This is a genomic window from Enterococcus sp. DIV1094 (assembly GCF_017316305.2).
GTDB classification, from domain to species: Bacteria; Bacillota; Bacilli; order Lactobacillales; family Enterococcaceae; genus Enterococcus_B; species Enterococcus_B mangumiae.
In genome coordinates this window covers 3,226,031-3,238,939 of record NZ_CP147250.1, presented here as the reverse complement: position 1 = coordinate 3,238,939, position 12,909 = coordinate 3,226,031, and the positions used below count along the sequence as shown (strand labels likewise).

The 12,909-nt window shown below is 42.0% G+C and carries 8 protein-coding genes; 4 read left to right on the top strand and 4 right to left on the bottom strand.

What is annotated here, in order from left to right; all coding sequences use genetic code 11:
* The first annotated feature begins 25 nt into the window (after positions 1-25).
* The 4 genes from DOK79_RS15295 (at position 26) to DOK79_RS15280 (ending at position 7,777) form a co-directional block, all read left to right on the top strand.
* On the top strand, positions 26-715 hold the full coding sequence (locus tag DOK79_RS15295; RefSeq protein WP_206858640.1) for a fructose-6-phosphate aldolase: 690 nt from the start codon (positions 26-28) through the stop codon (positions 713-715).
* A 466-nt stretch (positions 716-1,181) separates the two neighbouring features.
* Positions 1,182-2,633, top strand: coding sequence for an FAD-dependent oxidoreductase (locus tag DOK79_RS15290; RefSeq protein ID WP_206858643.1), 1,452 nt, complete (start codon positions 1,182-1,184; stop codon positions 2,631-2,633).
* On the top strand, positions 2,599-6,705 hold the full coding sequence (locus DOK79_RS15285) for a hypothetical protein (RefSeq protein ID WP_339092524.1): 4,107 nt from the start codon (positions 2,599-2,601) through the stop codon (positions 6,703-6,705). Before DOK79_RS15290 ends, DOK79_RS15285 begins: the two co-directional genes overlap by 35 nt.
* Before the next feature lie 34 nt (positions 6,706-6,739).
* Complete coding sequence (locus DOK79_RS15280; RefSeq protein WP_339092522.1) at positions 6,740-7,777, top strand: LPXTG cell wall anchor domain-containing protein; 1,038 nt, start codon at positions 6,740-6,742, stop codon at positions 7,775-7,777.
* A gap of 205 nt (positions 7,778-7,982) precedes the next feature.
* Here the strand turns inward: DOK79_RS15280 and DOK79_RS15275 are convergent, their stop codons facing one another.
* From DOK79_RS15275 to DOK79_RS15260, 4 genes are all read right to left on the bottom strand, one after another.
* On the bottom strand, positions 7,983-8,639 hold the full coding sequence (locus tag DOK79_RS15275; RefSeq protein WP_206859197.1) for a YitT family protein: 657 nt from the start codon (positions 8,637-8,639) through the stop codon (positions 7,983-7,985).
* 113 nt (positions 8,640-8,752) lie between these two features.
* Positions 8,753-10,339: a response regulator gene (locus tag DOK79_RS15270; protein WP_206859196.1), complete on the bottom strand. Its 1,587-nt coding sequence runs from the start codon at positions 10,337-10,339 to the stop codon at positions 8,753-8,755.
* The gene (locus DOK79_RS15265) at positions 10,332-11,780 is read right to left on the bottom strand and encodes a sensor histidine kinase (protein ID WP_206859195.1); all 1,449 of its coding nucleotides are present in this window, start codon (positions 11,778-11,780) and stop codon (positions 10,332-10,334) included. The genes DOK79_RS15270 and DOK79_RS15265 overlap by 8 nt, the downstream gene beginning before the upstream one ends.
* Before the next feature lie 9 nt (positions 11,781-11,789).
* Entirely contained in the window at positions 11,790-12,755 is a 966-nt protein-coding gene (locus DOK79_RS15260; protein WP_206859193.1) for an ABC transporter substrate-binding protein, read from the bottom strand.
* Positions 12,756-12,909: the final 154 nt, after the last annotated feature.

Sequence of the window (12,909 nt, the reverse complement as noted above, 5' to 3'; positions counted from 1 at the left end):
ACTATCTGTTGAAAGGATGAATGAAATGGAGTTTATGTTAGATACGATCAATATCGAGAAAATCCGTTATTACCAATCGATCCTCCCCTTAGTTGGGGTAACATCAAATCCTTCGATCATCAAAAAAGAAGGAAAAATCGATTTATTTGCTCATTTGAAAGAAATCAAGGAAATCATTGGAAAAGGGAGCTTGCATGTTCAAGTAGTCGGCGAAACAACAGAGGAGATCTTAGCTGATGCGCAAGCGATCCTTGATCAGCTTGGTAACGACATCTTTATCAAAGTACCCGTAAATGAAGCCGGTTTAGCCGCCATCAAACAACTGAAAGAAAAGGGTGTGAACGTCACTGCTACTGCTATCTATTCGGAGATGCAAGGATACTTAGCAATTGCCGCAGGTGCAGATTATTTGGCTCCATATTACAACCGTATGGAAAATCTGAATATCGATGCTGCTGCGATCATCGATGCATTAGTAGCGGAAATCAAACGGACGCATTCTTCTAGCAAGGTATTAGCCGCTAGTTTTAAAAATGTGGCACAAGTCAATCAAGCTTGCCGTAAAGGGGCGCACAGTATGACGGCGTCACCAGATATTTTTGCACAAGTATTTAGTATGCCGTCCATACAAGAGGCGGTAACAAATTTTCAAAAAGATTGGGAAGGTACATTCAACGTCCAAAATGTGAAAGCATTAGGAGATTCAGAGGAATAAATTCTTTAAATAAACAAGAATAACGAGTCATAAAATGGTCAGTCACGACCAGTTTATGACTCGTTTAATATAACGTCGTATACATATTTTTTTATGAAGTAAAAACATTGATCGATTGCATGGGAAATTCGAAGAGACCAATCCTATGCATAAAAATATCTCTTCTATATTTAGAAAAAAATAATTCTGTTTTTAAAACACAAATTGAAATATTTTAGTGGATTTTCAATTGATATTTGCTAAAAATAAACGGTTTTTTTATGAATAGAAACTAGAATGATTATATTCTTTTATGGACCGATTTCGATTAGCAAGAGGAGGAATAGTTGTGTTGATTGGCTCTTCCCAGATAGACCTTTATAACTGACAATTAGTCTTTCTAAGTGATATAATTTATATAAATAGTAGATTAAAAATAACCATGTGTATATTTATAGCATGCTTTTATAACTAAAGGAGGCAGTTGATGAGGATTATAATTGTTGGAGGAAACCATGCGGGGATTGCCGCAGCACTTCGTATTCGCGAGGAATATCCAGACGATGAGGTCATTGTATTCGAAAAAAAAGACGAGATAACCTTTGTCTCACAAACAATCCCATTATTTCTAATGGGGCATCAAGATATCCACTCCCAAGCAAATTACGCCACACCACAGGAAATTATTGCTCAAGGGGTGGATTTGCGCATTCAAAAAGAAGTTACCAATATTGATGCGAAGAAAAAGCTTTTGAATTTTAGAAATGTCTTAACTCAACACGAGCATGAGATATCTTATGATCGATTGATCATGGCTGCTGGATCGTATCCTAATCTTCCTCCAACTGGCGGAAAATTAAACGAAACACTGTTTCTTTTAAAAGAGCGTAAAGATGCGGAAGCAATCGAAAAATTTATCTCAGAAGCACATCATGCGGTGGTGATTGGCGCTGGATTAGTCGGTGTCGAGATTGCGCGGATCTTAGCGCAACGGAAAATGAAAGTGACCTTGATCCAATCAAATGCCCGTATCCTTGATAAATATTTAGATGAAAACGCTGCAATCGAAGTAGAAAAACAACTTGAAGAAGAAGGTATCGATGTTTTACTTGGTACTCGAGTGTTAAGCTATCACACGATTGAGAAAAAGATTTGGAGCCGTCCTAAAATCGAAGTGGAAACTTCTTCTGGGAAGAAAGTTCGCGCAGATGGCGTCTTTGTTTCCGTCGGCTTCCGTCCAAATTCATTCTTATTAGCTGGACAAGTTGAAACTGGTGACCGTGGCGCAATTGTGGTCGATAAGTATATGTACACATCCGATGATTCGATTTTGGCAGTTGGTGATTGCTCGACTACTTACATGGACTTGACTGGAGAGAACATTTATAATCCACATGCCTCAGATGCATTCCGTCAAGGACTGATTGCTGCTGTCAATATCCATGAGAAAAAACAGGAAGTAGCAATGACAACTGGAACCTATAAATTCAACATGGACGGATTTAAGATTGCCAATACAGGAATCACGTTAAATCAAGCCCAAAAATATGGTTATGATGCAGATGAGGTACATTATCAGAATCATTATTTAGAGCGTGGTGGTAAATATATCCATGAATCGATTGCGAAATATGCACCAGCAGAAAAAGGTAGAAAAAGTCATTATTCAAGTATCTATCTTGTTTATGAGAAGAAAACGAAAAGAATCCTAGGAGTCCAAGTTTTGGGGACAGTTGATATTTCTCAGTACGTCAATATCATCAGTCTAGCAATCCAGAAAAACGTGACCGTGCCGGAAATAGAGTACACAGATTTCTTTTTTGAACACGGCTATAAGAATCCTTTAGGGTTTACCAAAATATTAGCCTCTTTAGTTAGGGAAAAAGAAAGAGAGAGTGGTCGCGATGGCAAAGAAGAAAAATCAGATGAAGTTAAATAAACCAAACAAAGAGATGTCAAAAAAACAAAAGCGCATGATTGAAGCTGGCGCGCTGTTGACGGTTGGCGCAGGCGCGTTTATCGGCGGAGTCACGATCCCGAATCTTTCTGCTTCTGCGGACAGTGCCTCTTTGTCTGAAAAACGACTCGTTGAAGATGATACGATCCAAGATATCGAGCATACTTCGGTCGATGAATTGAACCAATCCTTACAAAAAGGTCAAAGTAGTAGTGTAAAAACCAACACTGGATATGTAGCGAAGTTGATGGATACATTACCAAGTAAAGAAAAACTTTCATCCATGTATGAAGGAGAAGGAATCAAAGTCAGTGATAGTCATACAGCTTATGATATCCAACAGATTTTAGGAATCAAAGATGCCGATGTCTATTACCAAACGTCTACTTTATCTAAAAGTGATGCGCAAGTAATGAAAATGTCAAGTTATCGAAATTTGATCAAAGCGAATCCCAACGTGAAAGTTACTTCAGAAGGTAACTATAAAACGGTCTCTCCTCATTTATATGAATCAAAAGAAAAGGCTTATGAAGATTCTGCGAACTGGAAAGATTCAAAAGTAGTTGCAAGTACGAGAGAAAAATCATTGAGTTTCTCTTCTAAAACTAAACCTGAAAGTACCAATTTTACAGCTGATGATGGGGCAGTATTAGGAAATATGAAAATCGATACTGGCTTCTCTTTGAATGTAAAAGCAGAAAATGGACAAGCGAAGTTGACTGATCAAATCAAAAGTGATTTTGAAGATTCGATGGAGAAGAATTTTTCGATCACTTATGAAGGAAGTACCTATTATGCGGTTTATCATGATGAATCGATTTCTACCGACCATGGTAAAAATCAAGCAGATGGCTATTTTACTTTTTCTTCATCAACGCATGGATTGCCTTTAGAGATCAATGGTCATTACTTGGTTTCTCCAGTGCAGTTTGGCGATACGATCGATAGCTTGCAAACCGCTTTATCGTTACATGGGGTAAGAAGTTTTGAAAATACGGATTCATGGTTGAATACGGAAGAATCAAATATCAACGTAAAAGTAAATTTCGTTGATCAATTAGCAGATGAAGATACAACGTACTATGAGATCCAAGCAAAAGATCAAGTGATCGAATCATTGAAATACGAATATGTAACTGTTAGTTTAGATCAGCAAGAAACAGCTGATTCAAATACAGTATATGCAGATGAAATCTCTACACCAACATATAGTGGTTCTCAATCAGGAATCAGTCCCGGAGGAGCAGTGGATGGAAATCTTGCCGAAAATGCTGCTGGCTTAGCAGGATGGAATCAAACCGCAACATTTTCTGGTGGCGGATATGGGGGACACACGATCACAGCCAATTCAGCAGTAACGGTTAAAACTGGAGAAGTTTCTCAAACGAATTTCTCTTCAGTTATAAGTACAGTCAATATTACGGTAGATGGTGTGTCATATAATCAGTTTGTTGCTCAACCGATCATGGTCAATGGCGTTCAATACGCCGGTTATTTAACTGGGGCAAATGGTAGCGGTAGTGACTTTACCATCGTTGTGAAAGATACAAACTTCAATATTTATCAAATTGGGGGAGAATTTGCTTATATTTCTTCTTCGATGACAGATATGGCTTCACCAGATACAACGACACCGGATACAACTAATCCGCAAGTCGACCCAGGCACGACGACACCAGAAGTAGACCCAGGAACCGGCGGAGGTGATCAAACGTCACCAGGTACAACGACACCAGAAGTAGACCCAGGAACCGGCGGAGGTGATCAAACGTCACCAGGCACAACAACACCAGAAGTAGATCCAGGTACAGGAGGCGGAGAAACGGATCCCGGCACAACGACGCCAGAAGTGGATCCAGGCACAGGAGGCGGAAGTGAAACCGATCCGGGAACGACAACGCCAGAAGTAGATCCAGGTACAGGAGGCGGAGAAACGGATCCGGGCACAACGACGCCAGAAGTGGACCCAGGCACAGGTGGCGGAAGCGAAACCGATCCAGGCACGACGACACCGGAAGTAGATCCAGGAACCGGCGGCGGAAGTGAAACCGATCCGGGTACAACAACACCAGAAGTCGACCCAGGCACAGGTGGCGGAGAAACGGATCCCGGCACGACCACGCCAGAAGTAGACCCAGGCACCGGCGGCGGAAGTGAAACCGATCCCGGCACGACGACCCCAGAAGTGGACCCAGGCACAGGTGGAGGAAGTGAAACGGATCCGGGCACAACGACGCCAGAAGTAGACCCAGGCACAGGTGGCGGAAGTGAAACGGATCCCGGCACGACGACACCGGAAGTAGACCCAGGAACCGGCGGCGGAAGTGAAACCGATCTGGGTACAACAACACCAGAAGTAGATCCAGGTACAGGTGGAGGCGAAACAGATCCGGGCACAACGACGCCAGAAGTAGATCCAGGAACCGGCGGAGGTGATCAAACGTCACCAGGCACAACAACACCAGAAGTGGACCCAGGCACAGGTGGAGGAAGTGAAACGGATCCGGGCACAACGACGCCAGAAGTAGACCCAGGCACAGGTGGCGGAAGTGAAACCGAACCAGGCACAACAACACCAGAAGTAGACCCAGGTACAGGTGGAGGAGAAACCGATCCCGGCACGACGACGCCAGAAGTAGACCCAGGCACAGGTGGCGGAAGTGAAACCGAACCAGGCACAACGACACCAGAAGTCGATCCAGGCACAGGAGGCGGAAGTGAAACCGATCCGGGTACAACAACACCAGAAGTAGATCCAGGTACAGGTGGAGGCGAAACAGATCCGGGCACAACGACGCCAGAAGTAGACCCGGGCACAGGAGGCGGAGAAACCGATCCCGGCACAACGACCCCAGAGGTAGACCCAGGCACAGGAGGCGGAAGTGAAACGGATCCAGGCACAACGACGCCAGAAGTAGATCCAGGAACCGGAGGCGGAAGTGAAACGGATCCGGGCACAACGACACCAGAAGTAGACCCAGGAACCGGTGGTGGTGGAGAAACCGATCAAGGTACGACCACACCGGAAGTAGATCCAGGAACCGGAGGCGGAGAAACGGATCCAGGCACAACGACGCCAGAAGTAGATCCAGGCACAGGCGGCGGAAGCGAAACGGATCCGGGCACAACGACGCCAGAAGTCGACCCAGGAACAGGTGGCGGAAGTGAAACCGATCCAGGAACCACTACACCAGAAGTGGACCCAGGCACAGGAGGCGGAAGTGAAACCGACCCAGGCACAGGAGGCGGAGAAACCGAACCAGGCACAACAACACCAGAAGTAGACCCAGGTACAGGTGGAGGAGAAACCGATCCCGGCACGACGACGCCAGAAGTAGACCCAGGCACAGGAGGCGGAAGTGAAACCGATCCGGGAACGACCACACCAGAGGTAGACCCAGGCACAGGAGGCGGAAGTGAAACCGAACCAGGCACAACGACACCAGAAGTCGATCCAGGCAGAGGCGGCGGAAGTGAAACGGATCCAGGCACGACGACCCCAGAAGTAGACCCAGGCACAGGAGGCGGAGAAACCGATCCCGGCACGACCACACCAGAAGTAGACCCAGGCACAGGAGGCGGAAGCGAAACCGATCCGGGAACGACAACGCCAGAAGTAGATCCAGGTACAGGAGGCGGAGAAACGGATCCGGGCACAACGACGCCAGAAGTAGACCCAGGCACAGGAGGCGGAAGTGAAACCAATCCCGGCACGACGACACCGGAAGTAGATCCAGGAACCGGCGGCGGAAGTGAAACCGATCCAGGCACAATGACGCCAGAAGTAGATCCGGGAACCGGCGGCGAAACCGACCCAGGCACAGGTGGTGGAAATCAAACCGATCCAAGTACGATTACGCCAGAGGTCGATCCGGTGATTCCAGATAAACCAGGTGTAGATATCCCAACAATCAAGCCAATCTTACCAAGTAAACCTGGAGCAAGTATCCCAGGGCTAGATATCACAATACCAGATAAAAATCTGAATACAGTAACACCTGAGATTGATCCAATTTTGCCAAGTAACCCTAATACAGTAACACCCAATCACTGATGGTCAAACGGATCCGGGTACAACCACGCCAGAAGTGGACCCAGGTACAGGAGACGAAACCACAGATCCAGGCACAACGACACCAGAAGTCGATCCAAGTACAGGTGATGAAACCACAGATCCAGGTACAACGACACCAGAAGTCGATCCAAGTACAGGTGATGAAACCACAGATCCAGGTACAACGACACCAGAAGTCGATCCAAGTACAGGTGATGAAACCACAGATCCAGGTACAACGACACCAGAAGTCGATCCAAGTACAGGTGATGAAACCACAGATCCAGGTACAACGACACCAGAAGTCGATCCAAGTACAGGTGATGAAACCACAGATCCAGGTACAACGACACCAGAAGTCGATCCAAGTACAGGTGATGAAACCACAGATCCAGGTACAACGACGCCAGAAGTGGATCCAGATACAGGTGATGAAACTACTGATCCCGGCACAACGACGCCAGAAGTGGACCCAGGTACAGGAGACGAAACCACAGATCCCGGCACAACCACACCAGAAGTGGACCCAGGTACAGGAGACGAAACCACAGATCCCGGCACAACGACGCCAGAAGTCGATCCAAGTACAGGTGATGAAACCACTGATCCCGGCACAACGACGCCAGAAATAGATCCTAACACTAGTGGTGGTGAAATCAATCCAGATACACCGACATCAGAAGCAGGAAGAAGTACAGATGATGGCGAAACAAATTCAAGTGTTGCAACACCAGACGAGGCTACTGATACAGAAAATCTAGGCGCAACAAATCAAGCAGTTAGTGATAATAGATCCAACAATGAATCATCTAGCAATGAACAAAAGAATGATCAAACAGCTAACCCGCAAACGGTAAATGATACGGAAGACGCGTCAGGTAAACAATTACCTAAGACTGGTTCAACTTCCGGCGTGTTTGGCAAATTCATTGGGGGAATACTCGTTGCTTTTGCGGGATTCTTTGGACTCTTCAAACGCAAACGTCGTGATTTACAAAATGATGAAGATCGTGTCGAACGTGTCATCAAAGAAGAGGAAGAACAGGAAAAAGAAGAAGAAAATAAAAAATAAAATTTAGATAGAAGACTAGCTGACTCAATGAGGCGGAATCCATGAAAGTTACGATTATGGATTCCGCTTTATTTTTCGAGGAAATGATTTTATTTCCTTACGATCATATAAATAATGTACAAAAAAATAACCCATAAACTCTAAAAATAGGAAAATACTATTTTAGGATTTATGGGTTATTTTGACTGGTTGTTAGTTTGAATGTTTATTCAGAAAGATTTTCATTTGGTTGTTTATTTAGAATTGGTGTACTTTCATTAGCCAACTTGACTGGCTTAATAGCTAAGAATTGCGTTTGGAGTTGCAATAACTTTTTCATGAAAAAAGAGATCAGATAAATGGAGATTGCAGAAATCACAGCTTGTCTGACTCCAAGTATCACAAGATTTAAGACAATGATCACGATATTTGTCAATAAAACTCCTAAGGCATGTTCAATCCCAAAATATTTTTTGAATATCAATGGAGGAACGGTCACTCCACCATTTGATGCACCGATTTGGTATAGAATGAATATCCCTAAACTAAATAGAAAACTACCGACAACTAAAGCGACTGGGAAAAACTGGGTGATCAATAAAGTCGGTGTGTAGGCTAAAATGATTGGAAATATCAAACTACCTATTAATGTTTTAAAAAAGACTGCTCTTTCCAAAAAGATAAAAGCCAAGCAAAGCATGGCTATATTGACTGCCCAAACAATCAATGTTCGATCAATCAGTAAAGCTGTTTCTAAAAGAAATCCAATTGATCCTACGCCTGCTGAAGCAATTTGATGCGGAAGTAAAAACATGTTTAGTCCCACAGTAATACTAATGATTCCAACGATGATCACGGGTAATTTTTTTATTTCTGCTTTCACACGCGCATTCCTTTCTTTTTGCTATTATTTCTATAATTATAGCAAGTAGTTAGGACAATAAAGTAACAACTTTTTCAGTGTAAACTGAAAAAAATATTTCTATTGTTCATCGCTTATTTGTTGACTAAATAATTATTTTCTTGTAGTGAATACCCGCCTTTTTGTTTCATTTTTCGATATTCCTTAGGAGAAATAGTTTCTTTTCGTTTAAAAATAGAACTAAAATAATTTGGATCATTATAGCCGACTTCGGCAGCAATCGCAGATAGTTTTAAATTTGTCTCACGCAAAAGTCGTTTCGCCATGCTCAATCGTTGTTCAGTAAGATAATCAATAAATGTTTGCCCCAGTGCTTGAGAAAAAATCGTGCTAAAATGTGAGCTGCTTAAATGGACATGATCGGCGACTTCTTTTAATGAAAGTTCTGGTTCAGAATAATGAATTTCAATATACTCGATCGATTGCTCGAGTACTTCTTTGTATTGACTCATATGATTCTCAAGGACCATTTCCTTTAAAAAGTGAATCATTTGTTCAAGATATTTTTTGAATAGTGGCGTTTCTGAAAGGATCGCCGGAGTCTCTTCTGGTGAGGCTAAAGAAACGACTTGATTGCTTTGTTTTTGACGTATCTTTACTAGATGGTTCAACTCATTGATGATCAAGTGTCTAATAAGGAGCGGATCGGCATGTTGGTCGATCTGTTTAACTAACTCTTCAATAAACGGTTGAATTTCGCTTTTTCTAAGTAATGTAATGGATTCTTTTAGGTCAAATGTTTGTCCATAACTAGTGAGTTTCTTTTCATAATCCAAATAAGAAAGGATTTTTAGGTTAGGATCGACCGTCAAATAGCTGAGCAATTGGACTGCTGTTTCATAACTACGGGCAATTTCACTGATTCTTTGCACTGGATGACCGATTGCGATAACTAGATCATCTGTCGTATGACTCAATGTTTTGTGGGAGAGCAATGCGACTTGATTCGCTTTCTTCTGGAGTATCTCTTCATTTTGATCAAAGATCAGCAATTTGATAAAACGGGAAGAGAGGGAAGAGAAGAGCATGTGTTTGTCGTTATCAAATAGTTCTGCCATCTTTTCATGAAAAACATCATAATCTGAAAAGAATTTATTTGCATGATTGGCAATCAAAAGGACCATGAATTTGTTCCCTGCGATTTCCCGATCGAGCTTACGACCTTCATCAATTGCTTCTGAAAGTAATAACTGATTATTGAATAGGGCGTTTAAATAGAAATTTTTTTGTACCTCTAGCGAATAACTAGTTGTTTCTTTTGCCTGTTTCAACAATGAATCAGCTTCTAATTTTTGAATGATATGTTCTAAACTTTCTTGTAATTCATCAGGCTTGATCGGCTTCAACAAATAATCGGCTGCTTGAAGTTGAATGGCCGTTTTTGCATAGGTGAATTCATCGTAGCCACTGATAAAGATGATTTGGATATCGGGCAGGAGTTTTTTTACTTCATTTGCTAATTCAAGCCCATTCATGAAAGGCATACGAATGTCCGTCAATAAGATATCTGGTTTCTGTTCGGCAATCATTGCTAAAGCAAGTTCGCCATCACTGGCATCTCCAATCGGTCCGAGTGGTAAGAAGTTAGAAAATCCAGTGAGCATTCTCTTCAACGATTCTCGAATCAAATGTTCATCTTCTGCGATAAAAATTTTATACATCTGCTTCATTCCCTTCTAAGTCTTTCGTAGGAAGGATGACATGGACGACTGTTCCATGGTCGATCCGGCTAGTAATCGTAATGTTTGCATCGGATCCATAGTACAAAAGTAAACGTTTATTGACATTAAAGAGGCCATATCCTTTATGGAAATTCGTATCTAAACCATCTGCCAGTTCTTGATTGATCTCTTTCAGTCTGGTTTCTGTAATACCTTTTCCGTTATCAATGATCCAAAAATGAATCAATCCTTCTACATCTATATACGCTTTTACGATGATTTTCCCTGGACGGCGGACAAGTTTTGTTCCATGATAGACCGCATTTTCAATCAATGGTTGAAGAATCATTTTTAAGATCGTATGATTTTGGACTTTTGGATCGATGTCTAAGCGATAGGATAACTCATCACCGTAGCGAATCTGTAATATCGTTAGGTAATTGACGCAATGTCTGATTTCCTGTTCGACGGGGATCCAGTCTTTTCCTTGGCTTAATGAGATCCGGAAAAAGTCAGATAAGGCATAAGTCATTTCTTTGACTTTTTTGATTTCACCCATTTCTGCTAAAACTAAAATGGCATCTAGACTATTATAAATAAAATGGGGGATGATCTGGGCTTGCAGCGTTCGGACTTCGCTTTGGGCAAGGTTATATTGTTTCAATGCATTTTCCTCTAATAAAACCACTAAATTATCAGCCATGTCATTCATACTATTGCTTAGTTTTTTCAACTCATTGTTTTGTGGTGTTTTGATTCGATGGTTCAAGTGTCCTTCTGCTAAAGCATCAGCCATTTTGACCATTTCATCCATCGGCTGTTGGATTTGGTACATCATTTTTGTATTGATCCTTCTCGTCAATAAGAAAATCAATGCAATAATGATGACTTCGATCGTTGAGAGGATCACTAAGGAACTTCGAACCTCTTCACTTTTTACAGAAGCCGTATCGATTTCGATTTTAACAAAGTCTTGTAAAATATCGTGGGCGAGTTTGACCGCCGATTCGACATGGAGCATCAGCGCTTGATTTTCTGCAAATGCTTTTTTTTGCTGGATGTTCTCGATGATTTTATCTAAATAATCGGTTACGTTGTCCAGTGAACGTAAAACGATATTCAGTGTTGCCAGTTCTTGAGAGTTTTGAGTGGTGATCTTGATATCTCTGATTTCTTCTTTGATGCGACTGACTTGGTTGCTATCTTGGAATTCTTCAGGAGTGATCTGTCCATAAGTCAGTCCCAAAGCCTCTTCGATAATGGTTTCTTCGACGGTACTGGCGATTTGATTGGCGATAGAAATATTATGGATACTTTTCTCATAGGAAAATAGATAATGCGTATAAAGTGCAATACTAATGATCAAAGGTGCGATTGCTAAAGATAACATCAGCCAACTGGTATGTTGGAGTAGGACTTTGATGCTTTCATTTTTCTTCATGTGTTCCTCCTAATAGCCGCGTGGCGGGATCGTTGAAAAATCATTTTGATCTGAAAAAACAGTGTCAGAAACATAGATATCATCTGGAATCGCTTTCTTTTTGAAGTAACGTTTGACGGTATTTGCGACTAATTCTCCCATAAATGGATTGCATTCCACGACGCAATTGACATTTCCTTTTTTTAATTGGTCGATCATTTCTTTTTGCGCATCAATGCTGACGATCACGAAGTTGTTTTCAAGGTTCTTTTCTTTCATGGCATCTAAAGCACCTAATGTCATTTCGTCGTTATGGGAGTAAATGACGTCGATCCCGTCTAATTTTCCCTCATCAATCGCTTTTGAGAATTGTTCCTTGGCTTTCAATCGAATATAGTCGCCGCTGATGACTTGGGTGACATGGATTCTTGGATCACGTCCAATCGTTTCTAAAAATCCGTCCGACCTTAAACGAGTAGGAGATGTATTTTCTGAACCACGTATCTCAAATACTTGGATCGATTCCTGCGACTTTTGCTGATAATGATTCGTTACATAGAGCCCAGCTCGGCTGCCTTGTGCTTTGAAGCTTGAACCAATATGGGTCAAATAGAGATTTTGTTTCTCCGTTGTGATGTTACGATCGACGATGATGACTGGGATATTCGCTTCTTTGGCTTCTTCCAAAACAGAATCCCAACCTGTTTCTTCGATAGGAGACAACACGATCATATCGACTTGATAGGCGATAAATGTCATCACATCTTGGATCTGTTGTTTTGGATCAGAGTAACTATTTCGGTGAAGGACTTGAAAATTTTGTTTTTCTAGTGCTTCTTTGATGGACTGATTTTGCGCTTTCCGCCAATTACTCTCGGTGCCTGCTTGAGAAAAGCCGATCGTTAATTCTTTTTTTGCAGGTTCATTTGCATTAAAAGCACAACCGGTCAAAAATAAGCAAAAAGCAATCAGGATAAAAAAGCTGTTGTTCTTCATATCATTCTCCCCTTTTATCTATATCATATAGCGTTACCAGTTCTCATATTAGCATGTTTGTCAATTTCGTAAGAAAATCAAGAATTGTCAAAAGAAAATGAAGAAAAATATAAAATTGAAGAAATTATACGCGTAAATTTATAGAAATATAAAA